This window comes from Dactylosporangium sp. NPDC000555, from assembly GCF_040300025.1.
Lineage (GTDB): Bacteria > Actinomycetota > Actinomycetes > Mycobacteriales > Micromonosporaceae > Dactylosporangium.
Genome location: NZ_JBEPDB010000016.1, coordinates 62,808 through 85,067 on the forward strand (window position 1 = coordinate 62,808; position 22,260 = coordinate 85,067).

Below are 22,260 nucleotides of genomic sequence, written 5' to 3' on the forward strand. Positions count from 1 at the left end.
GGATACCCAATGTCGTGCGTGGATACACCAAGGCTGAAAGCAGGCACTGACAATGAGCACCGTGACGCACCTGTCGTACGAGGAGGCGGTGGCCCGGTTCGAGCCGGTCATCGGCCTGGAGACCCACGTCGAACTCGGCACCAACACGAAGATGTTCTGCGGCTGCCCGACCGTGTTCGGCGCCGAGCCCAACACCCAGGTCTGCCCCGTGTGCCTCGGCCTTCCCGGCGCGCTGCCGGTCGCCAACCGCGCCGCGATCGAGGCGACGATCCGCATCGGCCTCGCGCTGAACTGCTCGATCGCGCCGTGGGGCCGCTTCGCGCGCAAGAACTACTTCTACCCCGACATGCCGAAGAACTTCCAGATCAGCCAGTACGACGAGCCGCTGTGCGTGGACGGCTACCTCGACATCGAGATCGACGGCGAGCTCGTGCGCATCGGCATCGAGCGCGTCCACCTGGAGGAGGACACCGGCAAGACCCTCCACGTCGGCGGCGCGACCGGGCGCATCCACGGCGCGACCGAGTCCCTCGTGGACTACAACCGCGCCGGCATCCCGCTGGTCGAGATCGTCACCAAGCCGGTCCCCGGCACGGGCGCCCGCGCGCCGGAGGTGGCCCGCGCGTACGTCACCGAGCTGCGCGACGTCATCCGCACCCTCGGCGTCTCCGACGTGCGCATGGAGCAGGGCTCGCTGCGCTGCGACGTCAACACGTCACTCAACCGCTCCGGCGAGGCGTGGGGCACCCGCACCGAGACCAAGAACGTCAACTCCCTGCGCAGCGTCGAGCGGGCCGTCCGTTCCGAGATCATCCGCCAGGCCGGCGTCCTGGAGTCCGGCGGCACGATCACCCAGGAGACCCGCCACTTCCACGAGGAGACCGGCGACACCACGTCGGGTCGCAGCAAGGAGACCGCGACCGACTACCGGTACTTCCCGGAGCCCGACCTCGTGCCGCTCGCCCCGTCCGCGGAGTGGGTCGCCGAGCTCAAGGCCGCGCTGCCGGAGCTCCCGCGCGTGCGCCGCGTCCGCCTGCAGTCCGAGTGGGGCTTCTCCGACCTGGACATGCAGTCCGTGGTCAACGCCGGCGCCGTGGAGCTCATCTCCGCGACGGTCGAGGCCGGCGCCAGCGCCGCGACCGCGCGCAAGTGGTGGCTGGGCGAGCTGGCCCGCCGCGCCAACGAGACCGAGACGGAACTCGACGCCCTGGGCGTCACCCCCGCCGCGGTGGCCGAACTGCAGGCCCTGGTCGACGCCGGAAAGATCAACGACAAGCTGGCCCGCGTCGTCCTGGAGGGCGTCATCGCCGGCGAGGGCACCCCAGCCGAGGTCGTGACCGCGCGCGGCCTGGAGGTCGTCTCGGACGAGGGCGCCCTGACCGCCGCCGTCGACGAGGCGATCGCCGCCAACCCGGACATCGCCACGAAGGTCCGCGAGGGCAAGGTGGCCGCCGCCGGCGCCCTGGTGGGCGCGGTCATGAAGGCCACCGGGGGCAAGGCCGACGCGAAGACGGTCCGCGAACTGATCATCGCCCGCCTGTCCTGACCCACTGCTCACCGCGCCGGGCCGCCTCCACGTCGGGGGCGGCCCGGCCGCGCTTGAGCCAGTCGACGCCGCGTCCGCGCGACGCCGCGTCCGCGCCGCGCGGGGATCGGTCCCGCGCCGTGCCGGATTCTCCGAAACTTTCGCTTGTTGGCTCCGGTCCGTGCAACTTGCGCGCCGTTGCTCCCGTCAGACACCGGTCGGCGCTGGCGCGCCTCCCTGCCACGTCCGCGGTGCCAAGAACACCAAGAAGATAAGGCGCCCTACGAGGACGGTGAGGGCGCGGGCGCGGACGACGACGTCGAGGACTCCGCCGATGGCTCAAGGGTCGCGGGCGCCTTCGTGTCCGGGGAAACGATGTGCCGCTGGAGCGAGACCTCCGTCAGCCCCGTGCCGCCCACCTGGATGTCGTCGTAGGCCGAGAGGTGCCGCTCTTGATCGAAGTACAGGATGGAAAGCGCGAGTGGCAGCGGCTTGGTGCTCTCGAGTCCGCGCAGGCCCGCGCCGCCCGTGGAGCCCTCCACCATCAGCAGCGTGCGCTCGTTCGGGGCTTTCGGCGCGGCCGAGGCGGACGGTGACGCCGACGCCGAGGCGGACGGTGAAGCCGCCGGGACCGGCGCGGGCGCGGCCACGGGCTGCCTGGCGTCCAGACGCGACACCGCGCGCTCGTGTCTGTGCCCGGCCAGGACCAGCGGGCACAGCCCGGCGATCTCCTGCGCGGCGACCGGGTCGTGGACCAACGCGACGTCGACCGGCTTGTCGCTCGCCCGGATCTTCGCGGCCAGCAGGTCGCCGGAGGCCACGACCTGCTTGTGCTGCTCCTCGTTGGTCGGGTCCGTCGACTTGTCCGGCGTGAAGCGCGGATCGCCGATGCCCGCGAACGTGAGGCCCTTCACCGTGACGACCGTGTTGTCGAGGACCATCGCGTTGGGCTGCCTGGCGACCGCGGCCGCCGTGACCGCCGAGTCGTGGTTGCCGCGGACGTAGAGGTAGGGGATCTTGAGATCGCCGATGACGTTGACGTACGAGGCCTCCGGCTCCGTGCCCCAGTCGTTGATGTCGCCGGTGTCGACGATGATGTCGATGTCGAACTGGTCCGCGACCGAGCGCACCACGCCCCACGCCGCCGGATTGAGGTGCATGTCGGAGATGTGCAGGACCTTCGTGGCGCTCTTGTCCGGCTCGTACACCGGCAGCGACGAGATCGTGCCGTAGAGCTTGCTGACGTTGAGCACGAGCTTCTGCAGCTGCGCCCGGTACTCCTCGTAGCGGTTGGTGATCCGCCTCGCGTCGCCGATGATGGCGGGGGCGTTGACGAGCAGGCCGCGGTACGTCGGCTCCTGGATCGCCGCCGGCTTGAACGTGACCAGCGCTGCCACACCGGTGGAGGCGAGCACGCCGATGACGACAAGGCCCGCAGCCGCGGTCTCGCGCCGGCTCCGGAAGACCAGCGCGACGAGAATCATCGCGCCGAGGATGCCGCAGCCCGCGGTCTGCATGGCCAGCCGGCGTACCCCCAGGCTGAGCTGGTCGACGGCGTCGTGGCTGATCTGTTCGAGGTTGCCGGACTTCGCGGCGAACGCGCGGGTGCGCGCCTCGTCGAGCGACTCCAGCCCGATCCGTAGGTGCACGGGGCCGTCGTGGCTGTCCAGTTCGAGCGAGCCGAGCGGCGGGATCTCCACCGACGTATCGCCGGTCCAGGAAGGGGCGAGCGACAGCTGCGCGCGGAAGGGGCCGATGTCCTGTGTTGTGGTACCGCCGAGTTGTACGCCGATGAACATGCCGATGACCGTCACGACGCACACCAGCAGGCCGTGCCCGAGCCGGCGCAGGCGCGGGTGTCGCGGCATCGCGCGGGCGCCCGACGGGCGGTGCCGCCGCCCGGCGGCCATGATGATCGCGCGGCGCCGGGCCCGGCGGTCAGCCACCGCCTCGCGGCGACGGAACGGCGAGATCAACTCTTGCCGGCTTCGCCGACGTCGGAGATGACCAGGCGCAGGAGCCTGTCGTCATCGGGCTTCGGGTCGCCGCGGCCGTCCTTGTTGGACGTCGAGACCCAGAGGCTGCCGTCGGGCGCGACCGCGGCCGCGCGGAGGCGACCGTACTTGTCCTTCAGCAGCGGCGCGGGCGCACCCAACAGCCCGCCGCTCGCGGTCACCTGCATCACGTACAGTCGGGCGCCCCTGAGGCAGGCGGTCACCAGGTAACCGCCCAGGAACGCCAGGCCCGAGCACGACGCCTCGGACGTCTTCCAGGTCTGAATCGGATTGGTGTACTTCGGGTCGCTGCCCTTGCCCTCAACGGCGGGCCAGCCGTAGTCCTTGCCAGCCTCGATCACGTTGAGCTCGTCCCATTCGCTGGCGCCGAACTCGACGGCGTAGAGCCGACCGCTCCCGTCCCACGCCATCCCTTGCACGTTGCGATGGCCGTAGCTGTACACCGCGGTTCCGAACGGGTTGCCGGGCGCCGGCTTCCCATCGGTCTGGATCCGGAGGATCTTGCCGCCGAGGCTGCTGAGGTCCGGCGCCGTCTCGGGCTTGTTCGCGTCGCCCGTGGCCACGTACAGGAACCCGTCGGGGCCGAATCGGATCTGCCCGCCGTTGTGGGTTCCCGCCTTCGGGATGCCGGTCAGGATCGGAGTCGGCGGCTGGCCGAGCGTGAGCTTCGCAACCCGGTTGTCGTCCTTCGAGGTGTAGTACACGAACACTGTTTTGTCCGTCTCGTACTGCGGCGAAACCGCGATGCCGAGCAGCCCGCCCTCGCCGCCGGGCGACGCCTCGTCGATCTTCTGCAGCTCAGCGAGGAGCAGCCCGTCGGACGTGCTCTCCTTGCCGACCTTGAGCAGCCGCTTGCTGTCACGCTCGGTGACCAGTCCCGAACCATCGGGCAGGAATGCGATGCCCCACGGCACCGCCAGCCCCTTGGCCAGCACCATCACGGACACCTCGCCGCCGCCCTCGGCCCTGCCCGAAGTCGACGCCGACGGGTACGGCGACAGCTTCGGCGGCGTCCCCAGCTCATCCGGCGGCGGCGGCCCGAACGAGCAGGCCCCGAGGGTCAGGACCGTGGCGGCCGCGCAGAGGGCGGCAAGGCTCTGGCCGATGTGCCGGCCTGCGAAACGGTGCGTCCGGGCGCTCACCCGGCCAAGCGTAGCGTTGCCTGCCGTTGTGGCATCTTTTCCCACGGTACTTCCCGGCCCGCGTCATCGGACGCATGGTGAAGGTCTGGATCGCCACGACATCGGGCCGGACCTCTCGCCGACGCCCACCGGCCGTGGGGTGCGTCCGCCGGCGCGGCCACGCGGGCCGGCCCGGACACGGTGGACAACGCTCCGCCCATTGACCGCGCGGATGCGGTGCTCAGGCCGGCACTTCACCGCGGCCGGCGCCGCCGCGGAGGCCTAGCGGGTCGCGGTGAGCGCCGCCGCGCCGAGGCCGCGGCCTGGTGACGGCGAGATCCCGGTCACGCGGTCGGCTGGGCCGGCTCCGCGGGCTCGTCGTCGGCGGTCGCGGGGCGGTCGGTCTCCAGGTCGCGCCCGCTCGCCTTGACGAGGCGGGGGAGGTCCGCGGGGCGTACCGCGTCCAGCGGCACCAGGTGGCCGTTGGCGAGGCGGGCGTGCACCGTCCGACCGTCGGACACCAGGCCGTCGACCGCGTTCCACGGCACCGTCCGGCTGCCCAGCAGCGCGCGAACGGTGAAGCCCCGCTCGTTGACGTCGGTGCCGGCCCGCCAGGCCCAGACGGTGATGGCGAGCGGGACCAGGAGTACCGCCAGGAACCAGACGCTCTCGGCGAGCAGCGGAATGGCACCGATCACGGTGATGCCCGCGGCGACGGCGAGCGCTGCACTGCGCCGGAACTTGACCTTGACCTTGGTGCTCACGCAGCCATCCTCCCACCTTGAGAGGAACTGCTTCCGCGCGGTGGTGCGGGCATACTGAGCGCCGTGGGGGATGGGAACTGGTGTCCGAGAAGGACAGGGTGCCTGCGCCCGGTCCGTCGCGACCGGGCTGCGCGCTGGTCGACCCGGACCAGGCGTTCGCTAGCACCGGCGGCCGGAGTTACGCTCGGTGCCGTGCTTGACGAGATCGCTCTCGGACGGGATGGTTTGCGGGGCGGTCGGCGTCGATATGTCCCGCTTCGCGGGCTGTCGGCCGTGGCGGGAGGCTAGGACTTGACCACCACTTTCCGCCGTGACGCGCCCTCTTCGTGGGCCGCCGGTGTCAAGAGCAGCAGGCGGGTCGGGGTGCGCCCGACCGGCATCGTGGCCGGCGCGCTACTGGCCGCGGCGACGCTCCTCGGGCTCGCCGTCGCCGGCTGGGGCATCAAGGAGCTCAGCATCCTGTGGGGCGCGGCCGCGATCGCGGCGCTCGCCGGTGTGGTGGTGCTCACGCTGCGCGGCTTCCCGCTCTTCGCGATCCTGACCGGCGTCGCGGGCTCCGTCGCCTGGGGCGCGGCCACGCGCGGGCGCCTGCCCGAGAGCTGGTTCGACCTCCTCGGCGTCCTGGCTTTCATCGGGATCAATCTGGCTTTCGTGGTACCGCTGGTGGGCGCCTTCCTGTCCGCCCTCCTGCTCGACGCGCGTCGGGTGTCCCGCCTGTCCATCGACGAGGCGGTGAGCGGCCGCCGCTGGTGGGGCAAGGCCGACGACCACCTGCCGCACCTCAAGCAGCTCGAGGCGATCCCCAGCGCCCGCTTCTTCGCCCTGGGCGAGGGCGGTTGCACCCACCTCGTCGCCGCCGGCCGCCGCGTCGCGCTGTTCCTGCCCACGGTCTGGCCGCACGGCGAGTTCACGATGGACGCCGCGGGCCAGGTCCTGCGCGGCGGCCGCCTGTTCGTGCCCGGCTCCGAGGACGTCGACAGCCTGGCCGCCGAGGTGCACACATGGCGCGAACAGCTGGCCGAGGTCGGCGGCGCCGTCCGCGGCTACCTCGTGGTGGCCCCCGCGCGCGGCGACGTCAGCGAAGACCTCGTGATCACCGTAGCCCCCGGCGAGCACCTGCACCTGGTCCACGCCCACGAGATGGCCGAGGCCGCGGGTCGCTGGCTGTCCGCCGACCCGTACCACGTGGACCTGCACGTCATGGAGCGCCTGCTGTTCATCGCCGCCGGCAGCACGCTGCCCGAGCCGCTGGCCTCGCCGCGCACCTTCGCCCGCGAGGCGTCCGAGCCACCCACGGACCGCGACGCCCTGCCCACCGACGCCGCGTTCGCCGCGGCGGCCGGCGAGGACGCGGCACCGGAACCGCCGGCACTGCTCGGCTCGGCCGCGCCGCCCGCGTCCACCCCCATCACCGTCTGGCGCCCCGGCAACGGCGCGATGCGGGCCCGGCTGAGCCGCCTGGCGCGCAGTGCCGGCGACCGCGGCGACGCCCCGGACGCGGACGCCCCGTCGGACACCGACCCGATGCCCGACACCCCCCACGACTACGACGACGCGTTGACCCCCACCGCACGCGGCCGCAACGACGATGCGGCCCCCGCGCGCAGCCGCGGCGATGATTTCACCCCGGAGCGCGGCATCGATGACGAGTTCGGCGTCGGGGCCCGCGACGACGCGTTCGGCTCTGCGCGCGGTCGCGGTGACGAGTTCGGCAGTGCCTCGCGTGGCCGCGACGATGCGTCCGGCCACGGCGCTCCAGGCCGCGACGGCCGCGCGGACGCGGGCCATGACGCGGACACGTCCTGGGAGGCACGATCGACCCGGGAGCTGGTCGGCGACTGGGACAACGACTCCGCCAGCCGGCTGGCGGCGTGGGCTGCGGAGGGAACATCCTTGTCGTACGGCGCCACCTCGGAACCCTCGCCCGCCGAGCCGACCCGGCCGGAACGCGTCCGAACGGAGGGCGACGGCGGTTCTGACACGTGGTCGTCGGGGGCGTCGTGGTCGAGCACGGGCAGCGGTGACGTACCTGCGTCCGGGGATCGGTTCCGGTGGAGTAGCTCGGCCGACGACTTCCCGGTGACGTACGAGGCGGGGACGTGGCCCAGTTCGGCAGCCGATGAGGGCACAGGCGGCCGTCGGCGAGCATGGACCGAGCCCGAGGAGACCGGTTCCGCTCCCGAGCGTCCGGGTTCTGAGTCGTGGACTGCGCCGCCCGCTTCCGAGCGTCCGGGTTCTGAGCCGTGGAGTGCGGCGCCCGCATCCGAGCCTCCGATCTCGGAGTCGTGGAGCGCGGCGTCCGCATCCGAGCGTTCGGCTTCCGAGCCGTGGACTGCGGCGGCCGCTTCCGAGCACGTGGGTTCCGAGCTGTGGACTGCCGCGCCCGCGCGTCCGGCGGTGGAGCCCTGGACTGCCGCACCCGAGCCGCCCGCGACCCCCTCGTGGCGCGACTCGTTCGCACCCGAGCCGCCGGTGGAACGGCCGAGTGTCGCGGCCGAGCCGTCGACGGCGGAGCCGCGGAGTGCATGGGGCGTGTCCGAGCGTGCCGCGGAGCCGCAGGGCGAACCGTCCGCACCCGCGCGGAGGGGGTGGGCGGACGACCGGCCACCGTTCGAGTGGTCCTCGGCCGAGGCACCTCCGGCGGAGCAGCCGTCTGCGGAGCCGTCGTCGCTAGAGGGGCTGTCGTCGGAATGGCGGCCCACGGAGCGGCCGTCGGTGGAGTGGCGTTCCGTGGAGACGCCCCTCGTGGAGCCGTCCCCGGTGCAGCGGCCGTCGGTGGAATGGCGTGCGGCGGAGACGCCGCCAGCGGAGTCCCAGTCCCTGCCGTCGCCGGTGGAGTGGCCGTCGGTTGACTGGAGCGCCGCAGCCGCGCCGCCCGCGGAGGCGTCGTCGGCGGAACGGCCCTCGGCTGAGTGGCGCGCAGCGGAGAGATCTCCCGTGGAGCCGTCCGCGGTGGAGCGACCCTCGGTTGAGTGGCGCGCAGCGGAGAGCTCGCCCGCTGAGGCGTCCGCGGCGGAGCGGCCGGCGGTTGAGTGGCGTGCGGCGGAGCAGCCGTCCTTCGATCGTGGAACTGAGGATCGGCCGTCCGTTGCGCGTCCGCCCGCCGCGCGTGGGGAGCGGCCCTCGTGGGGCGGGAGCCTGTTCGAGGGGGATGCGCCCGAGCTCGTGGCCAAGCCACTCGAGCTTCGGCGATCCTGGGAGTCGGACCCGGCGTCGCGGTCGATCCGGCGGCGGGATCGGGCGGCTCAGCAGGCGGCCGAACGCGAGGTCTCCGAATCCCGCGCGGACGCGGAGTCCAACGTTTCTGGGTCGAACGATCGGACTGGCGGTGCAGGTGCCGAGGCGCGGCCGACGTTTGGCGGCGCGCGTGAGCAGTCCGGGAGCACAGGGGCGTGGACCAGCGTTCCGGGGGCCGATGACCGGCCGGTGAGCGGCGGGGCCTGGCCGGGCCAGCCGCATCCGCGCGAGGAGGTTGGGCGCACCGAAGCGTTCCCGAGCACTCCGAACGCGCGGGAGGAGGGTGGCCGCGCAGGGTCGTGGCCGGGCGCTCCGAACGCGTGGGAGGAGGCTGGGCGCACCGAGGCGTTCCCGAGCACTCGGAACCCGCGTGACGAGAGTGACCGGGCCGGGTCGTGGCCGGGCGCTCCGAACGCGTGGGAGGAGGGAGGGCGCACCGAAGCGTTCCCGAGCACTCGGAACCCGCGTGACGAGGGCGACCGGGCCGGGTCGTGGCCGGGCGCTTCGAACCCGCGTGACGAGGGCGACCGAGCCGGGACGTGGCCGGGCGCTCCGAACGCGCGGGAGGAGGCTGGGCGCTTCGGGGAGTGGCCGAGTGCTCCGGACCGGGGTGACGAGGGTGGTCGCGCCGAGGCGTGGACGGCTGCGCCGGATCAGCGCGGGCAAGACGCGCGCGCGGAGGCGTGGCAAGGGCAGGGTGGCGGCGCGGGCGGCGGGCAGGAGGAGGCCTGGTGGGACGCCGAGGCCAAGCCGGCCGGGGCCGCTGAGAAGGCCAAGCGCTCGCGTTGGGGACGGAAGAAGGGCGCCGGCAAGGACGCCGCACCCGCGGCCGAGCCGGAGCGCGGGGGCGGCGACGCAGGCGCGGGCGCAGGGTGGGCGACCGAGGCGACCAGCCGATGGGACCGCACGGCGGCCGGAAACGACGGCACTGCCGACCGAGCCACCGGTGCCGATCGAGCCGCCGGCGCTGACCGGGCGGCTGCTGGCGACCGGGCCGCCGTCGACCGAACTGCTGCCGATCGAGCGGCCACCACTGACCGGGCTGCCGTCGCGGACTGGGCTGCGACTGCCGATCAGGCTGCCACTGCCGATCGAGCGGCTACCACTGACCGAACTGCCACTGACCGAACTGCCACTGCCGATCGAGCTGCCGTCGCGGACTGGGCTGCCACTGCCGACCGAGCCGCTGCCGACCGAGTCGGCGGCGACCGGACGGCCGGTGATCGAGGTTTCGGCGCGGGACGAGTCGCTGATGGGAAGCAGGACGGCGGGTACCAGGAAAGCGATCGCCGCGGGGGTGACGGGGACCGGATCCCTGAGCAGCGCAAGTGGGACGAGGGGGCGTTCGAAGATCTAGCGCCGCTCGAGCTCAATCTCGACGAGGAGCCCAAAGCGCGGTCCCGGCGCTTCCTCCGCCGTAAGTAAGAACAAAGCAAAGGGGCGCCCGCGAACGGGGCGCCCCTTTGTGGCAGGTCTACCGCCAGCCGGCCATCGGGTACGCCGACAGCAGCTCCCGGACCTCGCCCGCGACGACGTCCAGCACCGGCTCGTCCTCCTTGACCGCAGCGTCGACGGCGCGGGAGATCCAGTCGGCCACCTGGGGCATCTGGGCCTCGGTCAGGCCGCGCGTGGTAAGCGCGGGGGTGCCGAGCCGCACGCCCGACGGGTCGAAGGGCTTGCGGGTGTCGTACGGCACGGTGTTGTAGTTGGTCTCGATGCCGGCGCGGTCCAGCGCCTTCGCCACCGGCTTGCCGCCGATGCCCTTGCCGGTCAGGTCGAGCAGGATCAGGTGGTTGTCGGTGCCGCCCGAGACCAGGTCGAAGCCGCGCTCGACGAGGGCCTCGGCCAGCGCCTTGGCGTTGGCGACGACCTGGTGCGCGTACGCCCGGAACTGCGGCGTCGCCGCCTCGCCCAGCGCGACCGCGATGCCCGCCGTGGTGTGGTTGTGCGGGCCGCCCTGCAGGCCGGGGAAGACGGCCTTGTCGATGGCCTTCGCGTGCTGCTCGTCGCACATGAGCATCGCGCCGCGCGGGCCGCGCAGGGTCTTGTGCGTGGTGGTCGAGATGACCTCGGCGTGGCCGACCGGGGACGGGTGCGCGCCGCCGGCGATCAGGCCGGCGATGTGGGCGATGTCGGCGACGAGCACGGCGCCGACCTCGCGGGCGATCTCGGCGAAGCGCGGGAAGTCGATCGTGCGCGGGATCGCCGTACCACCGGAGAAGATGAGCTTCGGCCGTTCGCGCAGCGCGATGTCGCGCACCTCGTCGAAGTCGACGCGGCCGTCGGACTTGCGGACGGTGTACTGCACGGCGCGGAACCAGGCGCCGGTGGCCGAGACCGACCAGCCGTGGGTCAGGTGGCCGCCCATGGGCAGCGCCATGCCCATGATCGTGTCGCCCGGCTTCGCGAGGGCCATGTACACGGCGAGGTTGGCCGGGGAGCCGGAGTACGGCTGGACGTTGGCGTGGTCGACGCCGAAGAGCGACTTGGCCCGGGCGATCGCGAGTTCCTCGATCGGGTCGATGAACCGCTGGCCCTCGTAGTACCGCTTGCCGGGGTAGCCCTCGGAGTACTTGTTGGTCAGGACGGTGCCGGTGGCCTCCAGGACGGCCTGGGAGACGTAGTTCTCCGAGGCGATCATCCGGAGGGTGTCGTGCTGCCGCTCGGCCTCGTTCTGGATCAGACCGGCCAGCTCCGGGTCGGCCTCGCTGAGGGCGGTCAGTGCTGGGACGTGCATGCGCTTCCTCCTGGCAGGTGCCGATCGGGCACCCAGGCGCGCGGTGCCGCGATGCTTAGGAGCTCCCCGGTGGTCGGTTCCACCTTGACGTGCGCCAGTCGCAGATGACGTCGATCATAGTGGAACCGGCCACCGGGGAAGGCGTTCAGTTACGGAACGCGCCGGTAAGCGCCGTCACTCGCCGAGGTCGCCATCGAGGCATAAGCGCGCAAAGCGGCCGACACCGGGCGCTCACGGTCGAGCGGGGTGTACGGACGGTCACGCTTCTCCTGCGCGATGCGCCGGGCGGCGAGCTCCTCGTCGCCGACGCGCAGCTCGATGGAGCGGGCCGGGATGTCGATGTCGATCGTGTCGCCCTCCTCGACGAGGGCGATCAGGCCGCCGCCGGCCGCCTCGGGGCTGATGTGGCCGATCGACAGGCCGGAGGTACCGCCGGAGAAGCGGCCGTCCGTGATCAGCGCGCAGGCGCGGCCGAGGCCACGGCCCTTGAGAAAGGACGTCGGGTACAGCATCTCCTGCATGCCCGGCCCGCCCCTGGGGCCCTCGTAGCGGATGACCACGACGTCGCCCGCGACGACCCGCTTGGCGAGGATGCCCTCGACGGCGTCGTCCTGCGACTCGAAGACGCGGGCGCGGCCGGAGAAGCGCAGGTTCTCCTCGGGCACGCCGGCGGTTTTCACGACGCACCCGTCGGGCGCGAGGTTGCCGAAGAGGATCGCGAGCCCGCCGTCGGCGCTGTACGCGTGCTCGACGCCGCGGATGCATCCGCCCGAGTCATCGGTGTCGAGCGAGTGCCACCGGTTCGTCGTCGAGAACGGCTCGGTGGTCCGGACGCCCCCGGGCGCCGCGTGGAACAGCTCCAGGGCCTCCTCGGACGCCTTCCCGCTACGGATATCCCATTTGTCGACCCATTCCCGAAATGTCGGAGAATGTACCGACCAGACGGACTCATCCAGCAGCCCGGCCCGCGAAAGCTCACCCAGGATCGCCGGAATCCCGCCGGCCCGGTGAACGTCCTCCATGTGGTACTTCTGCGTGTTGGGGGCCACCTTCGCCAGGCAGGGCACCCGGCGCGAGATCGCGTCGATGTCCGCGACGGAGAAGTCCAGCTCCGCCTCGCGGGCCGCGGCCAGCAGGTGCAGGATGGTGTTGGTCGAGCCGCCCATCGCGACGTCGAGGGCGACGGCGTTTTCGAACGCCGGCCGAGAGGCGATCGCGCGCGGCAGGACCGAGGCGTCGTCCTGCTCGTAGTACCGCCGGCAAAGATCGACGATCAGTGACCCGGCGCGCTCGAACAGGCCGCGGCGGGCGGCGTGCGTCGCGAGGGTCGAGCCGTTGCCCGGCAGCGCCAGGCCGATCGCCTCGGTGAGGCAGTTCATGGAGTTGGCGGTGAACATCCCGGAGCACGATCCGCACGTCGGGCAGGCGGAGCGCTCGATCTGGCCGAGCTCCTCGTCGGTGACGGCCTCGTTCGCCGAGGCGATCATCGCGTCGATGAGGTCGAGCTTGGCGTCCTTGTCGTGCACCACGCCCGCGATGGCGACCGTCTTGCCGGCCTCCATCGGGCCGCCGGAGACGAACACGGTCGGGATGTTGAGGCGCAGGGCCGCGAGCAGCATGCCGGGCGTGATCTTGTCGCAGTTGGAGATGCACACGAGGGCATCGGCGCAGTGGGCCTGCACCATGTACTCGACGGCGTCGGCGATCAGCTCGCGACTGGGCAGCGAGTAGAGCATCCCGCCGTGGCCCATGGCGATGCCGTCGTCGACGGCGATCGTGTTGAACTCCTTGGCGACCCCTCCGGCCTCGGCGACCGTGTCGGCGACGATCGTCCCGAGGTTGCGCAGGTGGACATGGCCAGGCACGAACTGCGTGAAACTGTTGGCGATGGCGACAATCGGCTTGCCGAAGTCGGAGTCGGTCATGCCGGTGGCGCGCCAGAGGGCGCGTGCGCCGGCCATGTTGCGACCAGAAGTGGAGGTCTTGGACCGCAGCTCGGGCATACCTGTGAGTCTGACACGTTCCGCATCCTGGGATCGGTTGACTCAGGCGGTGAGATGCGTCAGAGTGGGCACATGTCGTCGAGGTCGCTCCGAGTACTTATCGCCTAGCGCGCCGACGCCTGCCGTCAGCGCGCTAGCCCCCCGTGCCGAGCACGTGGGGTTTTTTCATGTCCGGAGCTGTTCCCCAAAATGAACTCTGAGTCCGCCTTGACACCTTACGAGCGAAAGTGCGTACTGCGATGACGAGACCCACGCCCGAAGTCCTCGCCCACCGAGCGCATCCGACAACGCCGGCGGCCGACACCAAGAAGCCCCAGCCCTCTCAGACGGAGCTGCTCACCGGCGCGCAGGTACTCGTCCGCTCGCTCGAGGCCCTTGGCGCCGACGTCGTTTTCGGCATCCCCGGCGGCGCGATCCTGCCCGCGTACGACCCGCTGTTCGACTCCGAGAACGTCCGGCACATCCTGGTCCGCCACGAGCAGGGCGCCGGCCACGCGGCCACCGGCTACGCGCAGGCCACCGGCAAGGTCGGCGTCTGCATGGCCACCTCCGGCCCGGGCGCGACCAACCTGGTCACCCCGATCGCCGACGCCTACATGGACTCGGTCGCCATGGTCGCGATCACCGGCCAGGTCGGCTCGCAGTCCATCGGCACGGACGCCTTCCAGGAGGCGGACATCGCCGGCATCACGCTGCCGATCACCAAGCACAACTACCTGGTCAAGTCCGGCGAGGAGCTGCCCCGGGTGCTCGCCGAGGCGTTCCACCTGGCCGGCACCGGCCGCCCCGGCCCCGTCCTGGTGGACATCCCCAAGGACGTGCTGCAGAAGCAGACGACGTTCAAGTGGCCGCCGGTGATGGAGCTGCCCGGGTACCACCCGACGCTGCACCCGCACGGCAAGCAGATCCGCGAGGCGGCCCGGCTGATCGGCGCCGCGAAGCGCCCCGTCCTCTACGTCGGCGGCGGCGTGATCAAGGCACACGCCTCCGAGGTGCTGCTCAAGCTGGCCGAGCTGACCGGCGCCCCGGTCGTCACCACGCTGATGGCGCGCGGCGCGTTCCCCGACTCGCACCCGCAGCACCTGGGCATGCCGGGCATGCACGGCTCGGTCGCCGCCGTCTACGCGCTGCAGAAGTCGGACCTCCTGATCGCGATCGGGGCCCGCTTCGACGACCGCGTCACCGGCGAACTGTCCACGTTCGCGCCGAACGCGCAGGTCATCCACGCCGACATCGACCCGGCCGAGATCGGCAAGAACCGGGTCGCGGACGTGCCGATCGTCGGTGACGCCAAGCACGTCATCGAGGAGCTCATCGCCGCGGTGACGGCCGAGCAGGCGGCCGGGCGCCAGCCGGCGCTCAAGGACTGGTGGGCGACGCTGGATGACATCCGCGGCCGGTACCCGCTCGGCTACGAGGAGCCCTCGGACGGGACGCTGTCGCCGCAGTACGTCATCGAAAGAATCGGCAAGATCGTCGGCCCGGACGCCATCTACACCGCCGGGGTCGGCCAGCACCAGATGTGGGCGGCCCAGTTCATCCGGTACGAGCACCCGGCCACCTGGCTCAACTCGGGCGGCCTGGGCACGATGGGCTACGCGGTCCCGGCCGCGATGGGCGCCAAGGTCGGCATGCCGGACAAGACGGTGTGGGCGATCGACGGCGACGGCTGCTTCCAGATGACGAACCAGGAGCTGGCGACCTGCGCCCTGGAGGGCATCCCGATCAAGGTGGCCGTCATCAACAATGGCAACCTGGGCATGGTCCGGCAGTGGCAGACGCTGTTCTACGACCAGCGGTACTCCAACACCGAGCTCGGCACCCACAAGCACCGCATCCCCGACTTCGTGAAGCTCGCCGACGCGCTGGGCTGCGTCGGGCTGCGCTGTGAGACCAAGCGCGACGTCGATGCCACGATCGAGGCCGCGATGAAGGTCACGGACCAGCCGGTCGTCGTCGACTTCGTGGTCGGCAAGGATGCGATGGTGTGGCCGATGGTGGCCGCAGGCACCAGCAACGACGAGATCATGTTCGCGCGGGGCGTCCGCCCCGCGTTCGACCAGGACGACGTGTAGGAGAGTCGACCGATCATGGCCAAGCACACACTCTCCGTCCTGGTGGAGAACAAGCCCGGCATACTGGCCCGCGTCGCCGGTCTGTTCGCCCGGCGCGGCTTCAACATCGACTCCCTGGCCGTCGGCGAGACCGAGCACCCTGAGGTCTCCCGGATGACGATCGTGGTCAACGCGGACGAATCCCCGCTGGAACAGGTCACCAAGCAGCTCAACAAGCTCGTGCAGGTCCTGAAGATCGTCGAACTCGACACCACCGCCAGCGTCCAGCGCGAGCTGCTGCTGGTGAAGGTGCGCGCGGAACGTCCGGTGCGCTCGCAGGTCCTCGAGACCGTGAACCTGTTCCGGGCCCGCGTGGTCGACGTCGCCGCCGACGCCCTCACCATCGAGGCGACCGGCACGTCGGAAAAGCTGGACGCGCTGCTTCGTGACCTGGAGCCGTTCGGTATCAAGGAAATGGTCCAGTCAGGCGTCGTGGCCATCGGCCGCGGTTCACGCTCCATCACGACCGGTCCGGCGCTGCGCGCCGCTTCATAAGGGCGCTCCGCGCCGCATCCCCCTGAAACTCCCGAAAGGAAACACAAAATGCCCGCCGAGGTGTTTTACGACGACGACGCCGACCTGTCGTTGATCCAGGGCCGCAAGGTCGCGGTGCTGGGCTACGGCAGCCAGGGCCACGCCCACGCGCTGAGCCTGCGCGACTCCGGCGTCGACGTGCGCATCGGCCTGCCCGAGGGGTCCAAGAGCCGCGCCAAGGCCGAGGAGCAGGGCCTGCGCGTCCTCACCCCGGCCGAGGCCAGCGCCGAGGCGGACGTCATCATGATCCTCGCGCCGGACACGGCGCAGCGCTCGCTCTACGCCGACCACGTGGCCCCGAACCTGACCGCCGGCAAGGCGCTCTTCTTCGGCCACGGCCTCAACATCCGCTTCGGGCTGATCACGCCCCCCGCGGACGTGGACGTGTGCATGGTCGCCCCGAAGGGCCCGGGCCACCTGGTCCGCCGCCAGTTCGTCGACGGCAAGGGCGTGCCCTGTCTCGTCGCCGTCGAGCAGGACGCCACCGGCAACGCGCTGCAGCTGGCCCTGGCCTACGCGGCCGGCATCGGCGGCACCCGCGCCGGCGTCATCAAGACCACGTTCAAGGAGGAGACCGAGACCGACCTGTTCGGCGAGCAGGCCGTGCTCTGCGGCGGCGCGTCGGCCCTGGTCCAGACCGGCTTCGAGGTCCTCACCGAGGCGGGCTACGCCCCGGAGATCGCCTACTTCGAGTGCCTCCACGAGCTCAAGCTCATCGTGGACCTGATGTACGAGGGCGGCATCGCCCGCATGCGCTACAGCGTCTCCGACACCGCCGAGTACGGCGACTACACCCGCGGCCCGCGCGTGATCGACGCGAGGGTCAAGGAGGAGATGAAGCGCATCCTGGGCGAGATCCAGTCGGGCGAGTTCGCCCGCGAGCTGATCGCCGAGGACGACGCGGGCCGCCCGAACTTCACCAAGTACCGCGAGCAGGGCGCCAACCACCCGATCGAGGAGACCGGCAAGCAGCTGCGCTCGATGATGAGCTGGGTCGACCGCCCCATCACCGAGACCGCCTGATCACCGAGGCCGCCTGATCACCGATACCGCCTGACACGGCCGCGGGGCCCCTCACCGTGAGGGGCCCCGCTTCCGTTTCATGACCTTTCATGGCTCGGGCCCGCGTCACCCGCGGTCCGTTCCTCCCGCGAGACACCGGTCGGCGCCGGCGCGCCTTCCTTCCGCGCCCGCGGTGCCAAGAGCCCCGGATCAGCCCTGACGGGCGGCGTTGGCGTGGATCGCGTCGCGGATGTACTGCGCCAGCCCCGGGTGCTCGGTGTCGTAGTTGGCGGTGAACCGGGGATCCGCGACGTACATGTCGCCGAGCCCCCGGTGCATCTCGACCGGGCAGTCGTAGAACCACCGCCCGAGGTGCCGGCGGTGCGCCTCGGCGAGGTCCATGGCCCGCGGGTCGGAGGCGGCGACGCCGCCGGTGAAGGCCGCCGCGAACGCCGCGGTGTTCTCGGCCGTCTCTGCCTGGATCCGCGCCCAGTCGGCCTTGGTGTAGCTCGCGGTGCGCCGCGCCGATTCCCGGTAGGCGTCGGTGTCCCCCCACCGCTCGCGCGCCTCGCCGGCGTACGTGTCGGGATCGAAGTCCCCGAAGAGCTCCCGCTTCTCCTCGGGCGTCAGGTTCGTCGTCATGCCCCAAGCCTGGAGTCTCCAGCCACTGGAGGGTCAACCCCCGCTGAGCGTCGTGTTCGGCCCTGCCGGCGGGTCACCGGATGCCGGAGCGTGGCACCAGCGCGGCTCGCTGTGATCGCGCTCACGTCTTCACGGTCGCGGGCCACTGGAGCTGCGGGCCTACCATCGCCTGAAGGGCCGACCGCCTGGCCTGGAGCGTTTCCCCCGTGCGTGGCGGGCAGTGCCGCGCGCCCCGCAGTCGACGCCAACCGAAGCCCGGAAGTCGAGGACGCTTATGACCCTCCCTCCTGACCGCCCGGTGGTGCTCATCGCCGAGGAGCTGGCCCCGTCCGCTCTCGAGGTGCTCGCCGACGACTACGAGGTCCGCCACATCGACGGCACCGACCGGCCCGCGCTGCTCGCCGCGCTCGCCGACGCCAGTGCCGTGATCGTGCGCAGCGCCACCCAGATCGACGCCGAGGCGGTCGCCGCGGCGCCCCGGCTGAGAGTCGTCGCCCGCGCGGGCGTCGGCCTCGACAACATCGACGTGCCGGCCGCCACGGCGCGCGGCGTCATGGTGGTCAACGCACCCACGTCCAACATCATCTCCGCCGCCGAGCAGGCCGTCGCGCTGCTGTTCGCCGTCGCGCGCAACACCGCCGCCGCGTCCGCCGCGCTCAAGGCGGGGGAGTGGAAGCGGTCGAAGTACAGCGGCGTGGAGCTGTCCGGCAAGGTCGTCGGCGTGGTCGGGCTCGGCCGCATCGGCGTGCTGTTCGCCCAGCGCATGGCTGCCTTCGGGGTGCGCCTCGTCGCATACGACCCGTACATCCAGCCCGCCCGGGCCGCCGCGCTCGGGGTACGCCTGCTGGGCCTCGACGAGCTGCTGCGGGAGAGCGACTTCATCTCGATCCACCTGCCCAAGACCGCGGAGACGGTGGGCCTCATCGGCGTGCGCGAGCTCGCGATCGTCAAGCCCGGCGTGCGGATCATCAACGCGGCGCGCGGCGGCCTGATCGACGAGCAGGCCCTGGCCGACGCGATCGCGGACGGGCGGGTCGCCGGCGCCGGCATCGACGTGTTCGCGAAGGAGCCGTGCGTCGCCTCGCCGCTGTTCGCGTTCGACAGCGTGGTCGCCACGCCGCACCTGGGCGCCTCGACGGTCGAGGCGCAGGACAAGGCCGGGCTCGCGGTGGCGCGCAGCGTCAAGCTCGCACTCGACGGCGAGTTCGTCCCCGACGCCGTGAACGTCCAGGCCGGTGGCGTCGTCGCCGAGGAGGTCCGGCCGCTGCTGCCGCTGGCCGAGCGGCTGGGCGCCGTCTTCACCGCCGTGGCCGGGGGCATCGCGTCCGCGGTGACGGTCGAGGTGCACGGCGAGGTGGCCAAGCACGATGTGTCGGTCCTCAAGCTGGCCGCCACGAAGGGCCTGTTCGGCAGCGTCGTGGCCGAGCAGGTCACCTACGTCAACGCCCCGCACCTGGCCGCCGATCGAGGCGTCGAGGTCGCCCTCGCGGTCTTCACCGACTCCTCCGACCAGCCCAACCTGGTGACCGTGCGTGGAGCCCTGCCGGACGGGCGAGTAGCCTCGGTGTCCGGCACATACGTCGCCGGCCCGCGCGAGGCGCTGAAGCTCACCGACATCAACGGCTTCAGCCTCGAGCTCGCGGCCGAGGGCGTGCTGCTGTTCTTCCGTTACGCCGACCGCCCCGGCGTGGTGGGGACAGTCGGGTCGATACTGGGTTCGGCGGGGGTGAACATCGCGGCGATGCAGGTCGCCCGGCGCGAGGCCGGCGGGGAGGCGCTCATGACGCTGACCGTCGACACGGCCGTGGAGGCGGACCTGCTCGGCGCTGCCCAGCAGGCCATCGGTGCGACCGCGGCGAGCACGGCGGACCTGTCCGCCGACTAGGGGACCTTCCTCCAACGAGGGCGGGGAGCGTGGCGGCGCTCCCCGCCCTCATTCCCCCTGCTGATCCCAATGATCGGGACGCCCGTCCACGGAATAGGACGGCGGCGTACCGTTGACGGGTCTAACGAGAGGGGTCAGTGGTGGCGAAGATCGCGGTTGTGGCTGGTGACGGCATCGGCACGGAGGTCGTGGCGCAGGCGCTGAAGGTGCTGCGCGTCGTCCTGCCGGATGTCGAGACGACCGACTACGACCTGGGCGCCGCCCGCTACAACCGCACCGGCGAGGTGCTGCCCGGTAGCGTCCTGGACGAGCTGCGCGGCCACGACGCCATCCTGCTCGGTGCCGTCGGCGACCCCAGCGTCCCGCCGGGCGTGCTGGAGCGGGGCCTGCTGCTCAAGCTGCGGTTCGACTTCGATCAGTATGTCAACCTCCGCCCCTCCCGCCTGTGGCCCGGCACGACCAGCCCCCTGGCGGGCGTCAAGCCCGGCGAGATCGACCTGGTCGTGGTCCGCGAGGGCACCGAGGGCCTCTACGTGGGCGCCGGCGGCAACCTGCACCCCGATACCGCCGCCGAGGTCGCCACCGAGGAGAGCCTCAACACCCGCCACGGCGTCGAGCGGGTCATCCGTGACGCGTTCGCGCGGGCCGAGAAGCGCCCGCGCCGCAAGGTGACGCTGGTGCACAAGACCAACGTCCTCACCCACGCCGGCGGGCTGTGGGCGCGCACCTTCAACGCGGTCAAGGCCGACTTCCCGGACATCGAGACCGAATACCAGCACGTCGACGCCGCCGCCATGTTCCTGGTGACCAACCCGCAGCGCTACGACGTCGTCGTCACCGACAACCTCTTCGGTGACATCCTCACCGACATCGCCGCCGCGGTCACCGGCGGCATCGGCCTGGCCGCCAGCGGTTCGATCAACCCGGAGCGGGTGTTCCCGTCGATGTTCGAGCCCGTGCACGGCTCGGCGCCGGACATCGCGGGCAAGGGCGTCGCCGACCCTTCGGCCGCCGTGCTGTCCACCGTGCTGCTGCTGGACCACCTCGGTCACCCCGAGGCCGCGGCGCGGGTCAGCGAGGCGGTCGGCGCCGAGGTGGCCACGCGGACCCCGGGCACCGCGCTGTCCACGGAGGCGATCGGCGACCGCCTCGCCGCCGCCGTGGCTTGAGCCTGGTGTGAGCTCGATGTGGAGTTCGGGGCGAGTTCGGTGAGAGCTCGCCCCGAGCTCCGCATCTTCGACGCCCGGCGCCCTGGCTGCGATTGAACGTCCGTTCGGGTAAGTTGCAGACACGGCACGCGGCGTGAGCGTGCCGGCGCAACCTTTTGTGGAGGCATGCATGAACGGCGGTGAAACGCTCGACTTCGAGATTCGTCAGAATCCGCAGCCCGTAGCCGCCGCGGAGCGATCCGCGCTGATGGCCAACCCCGGATTCGGCCGGATCTTCACCGATCACATGGTCACCGTGCGCTACGCCGAGGGCAAGGGCTGGTATGACGCCCGCGTCGAGGCGCGCGGCCCGATCCCGATGGACCCCGCGACCGCGGTCCTGCACTACGCGCAGGAGGTCTTCGAGGGGCTCAAGGCCTACCGGGCCGCCGACGGCGGTGTGACGATGTTCCGCCCCGACGCCAACGCGGCCCGGTTCCGCGCCTCGGCCCGGCGGATCGCCATGGCGCAGGTACCGGAGCGGCTCTTCCTCGACGCCCTCGAGGCGCTCATCCGGGTCGACCGCGACTGGATCCCCGACGACCCGGAGGGCAGCCTTTACCTGCGCCCGTTCGAATACGCGAGCGAGGTCTTCCTCGGCGTCAAGCCCTCCGCCGAGTATGTCTTCCTGATCATCGCCTCCCCGGTCGGCAGCTACTTCAAGGGCGGCGTGCAGCCGGTCAGCGTCTGGGTCTCGCGGGAGTACAGCCGCGCCGCCCCCGGCGGCACAGGCGCGGCCAAGTGCGGCGGCAACTACGCCGCCAGCCTGGTGGCGCAGGCCGAGGCGATGGAGCACGGCTGCGACCAGGTCGTCTTCCTCGATGCGGCGCAGCAGCGCTACGTCGAGGAGCTTGGCGGCATGAACGTGTTCTTCGTCTTCGACGACGGCTCGATCGCCACCCCGCCGCTGACCGGCACGATCCTGCCCGGCATCACCCGCGAGTCGGTGCTGCGGCTGGCCGCGGACGGGGGCCTCACGGTCCGGGAGGAGCAATACTCGTACGACCAGTGGTGCGCCGACGCGAACAGCGGCCGGCTGCGGGAGGCGTTCGCGTGCGGCACCGCGGCGGTGATCACCCCGATCGGCACCGTGCGTGACGCCGACGGCGAGTTCACGATCGGCGACGGCAAGGCCGGCGAGGTGACGATGAGCCTGCGCGAGCAGCTCGTGTCGATCCAGCGCGGCACCGCACCCGACCCGTATGGCTGGGTCCACCGCGTTCTGTAACCAATGCTTTACAAAGAGCGGCGCCGGGCTCGCCCCGGCGCCGTTCGCGTCCGCGGATGCCCCGGCCGGTCCGTCCTTACGCTGACCAGCGACCCAGGTTGGAGCCGCGGCCCATCGCTGGTTTGATCGTCCGCGGCGCCGGCGGGTCTGTCCTTACGCTGACCAGCGACCCAGGTTGGAGCCGCGGCCCGTCCCCGGCTTGACCGTCCGCGGCGCCGGCGGGTCTGTCCTTACGCTGACCAGCG

Annotated in this window: 14 protein-coding genes and 1 riboswitch; of the genes, 8 read left to right on the plus strand and 6 right to left on the minus strand. The window is 71.7% G+C overall.

Annotated elements, in window-relative coordinates; all coding sequences use genetic code 11:
* Nucleotides 1-52: 52 nt before the first annotated feature.
* A complete protein-coding gene (gene gatB / locus ABT297_RS13300; protein ID WP_350548399.1) occupies nt 53-1,546 on the plus strand; it encodes an Asp-tRNA(Asn)/Glu-tRNA(Gln) amidotransferase subunit GatB in 1,494 nt (497 codons plus the stop codon).
* Between the two features lie 260 nt (nt 1,547-1,806).
* Here gatB and ABT297_RS13305 read toward each other — a convergent pair whose 3' ends face one another.
* The 3 genes from ABT297_RS13305 to ABT297_RS13315 form a co-directional block, all read right to left on the minus strand.
* Nucleotides 1,807-3,471, minus strand: coding sequence for a metallophosphoesterase family protein (locus ABT297_RS13305; protein WP_350548401.1), 1,665 nt, complete (start codon nt 3,469-3,471; stop codon nt 1,807-1,809).
* A 26-nt stretch (nt 3,472-3,497) separates the two neighbouring features.
* Nucleotides 3,498-4,682 (minus strand): PQQ-dependent sugar dehydrogenase, encoded by a 1,185-nt coding sequence (locus tag ABT297_RS13310; RefSeq protein ID WP_502885563.1) that lies wholly within the window; start codon nt 4,680-4,682, stop codon nt 3,498-3,500.
* A 323-nt stretch (nt 4,683-5,005) separates the two neighbouring features.
* Complete coding sequence (locus ABT297_RS13315) at nt 5,006-5,425, minus strand: PH domain-containing protein (protein ID WP_350548403.1); 420 nt, start codon at nt 5,423-5,425, stop codon at nt 5,006-5,008.
* 291 nt (nt 5,426-5,716) lie between these two features.
* Here ABT297_RS13315 and ABT297_RS13320 point away from each other — a divergent pair, with 291 nt between their 5' ends.
* On the plus strand, nt 5,717-10,087 hold the full coding sequence (locus ABT297_RS13320; protein ID WP_350548405.1) for a hypothetical protein: 4,371 nt from the start codon (nt 5,717-5,719) through the stop codon (nt 10,085-10,087).
* Nucleotides 10,088-10,136: 49 nt separating this feature from the next.
* On the opposite strand, the gene glyA is transcribed toward ABT297_RS13320, so the two are convergent.
* Both glyA and ilvD read right to left on the minus strand, forming a co-directional pair.
* Nucleotides 10,137-11,399 (minus strand): serine hydroxymethyltransferase, encoded by a 1,263-nt coding sequence (gene glyA, locus ABT297_RS13325; RefSeq protein WP_350548407.1) that lies wholly within the window; start codon nt 11,397-11,399, stop codon nt 10,137-10,139.
* A gap of 23 nt (nt 11,400-11,422) precedes the next feature.
* Nucleotides 11,423-11,511, minus strand: a riboswitch (ZMP/ZTP riboswitch).
* A 37-nt stretch (nt 11,512-11,548) separates the two neighbouring features.
* Nucleotides 11,549-13,402, minus strand: coding sequence for a dihydroxy-acid dehydratase (gene ilvD / locus ABT297_RS13330; RefSeq protein ID WP_350548409.1), 1,854 nt, complete (start codon nt 13,400-13,402; stop codon nt 11,549-11,551).
* Between the two features lie 239 nt (nt 13,403-13,641).
* Between ilvD and ABT297_RS13335 the strand changes: the two genes are divergently transcribed.
* The 3 genes from ABT297_RS13335 to ilvC are packed head-to-tail and all read left to right on the plus strand — an operon-like array spanning nt 13,642 to nt 17,073.
* A complete protein-coding gene (locus tag ABT297_RS13335; RefSeq protein ID WP_350548411.1) occupies nt 13,642-15,477 on the plus strand; it encodes an acetolactate synthase large subunit in 1,836 nt (611 codons plus the stop codon).
* A gap of 15 nt (nt 15,478-15,492) precedes the next feature.
* Nucleotides 15,493-16,011, plus strand: coding sequence for an acetolactate synthase small subunit (gene ilvN, locus ABT297_RS13340; protein WP_344613581.1), 519 nt, complete (start codon nt 15,493-15,495; stop codon nt 16,009-16,011).
* A gap of 48 nt (nt 16,012-16,059) precedes the next feature.
* Complete coding sequence (gene ilvC, locus ABT297_RS13345) at nt 16,060-17,073, plus strand: ketol-acid reductoisomerase (protein WP_350548414.1); 1,014 nt, start codon at nt 16,060-16,062, stop codon at nt 17,071-17,073.
* Nucleotides 17,074-17,262: 189 nt separating this feature from the next.
* Here ilvC and ABT297_RS13350 read toward each other — a convergent pair whose 3' ends face one another.
* Complete coding sequence (locus ABT297_RS13350) at nt 17,263-17,694, minus strand: TipAS antibiotic-recognition domain-containing protein (protein WP_350548416.1); 432 nt, start codon at nt 17,692-17,694, stop codon at nt 17,263-17,265.
* A gap of 274 nt (nt 17,695-17,968) precedes the next feature.
* Between ABT297_RS13350 and serA the strand changes: the two genes are divergently transcribed.
* The 3 genes from serA to ABT297_RS13365 all read left to right on the plus strand — a co-directional run bounded on the left by serA (nt 17,969) and on the right by ABT297_RS13365 (nt 22,015).
* The gene (gene serA / locus ABT297_RS13355) at nt 17,969-19,579 is read left to right on the plus strand and encodes a phosphoglycerate dehydrogenase (protein ID WP_350548418.1); all 1,611 of its coding nucleotides are present in this window, start codon (nt 17,969-17,971) and stop codon (nt 19,577-19,579) included.
* A gap of 140 nt (nt 19,580-19,719) precedes the next feature.
* A complete protein-coding gene (locus tag ABT297_RS13360; protein WP_350548420.1) occupies nt 19,720-20,748 on the plus strand; it encodes a 3-isopropylmalate dehydrogenase in 1,029 nt (342 codons plus the stop codon).
* A gap of 169 nt (nt 20,749-20,917) precedes the next feature.
* Nucleotides 20,918-22,015: a branched-chain amino acid aminotransferase gene (locus ABT297_RS13365; RefSeq protein ID WP_350548422.1), complete on the plus strand. Its 1,098-nt coding sequence runs from the start codon at nt 20,918-20,920 to the stop codon at nt 22,013-22,015.
* Nucleotides 22,016-22,260: the final 245 nt, after the last annotated feature.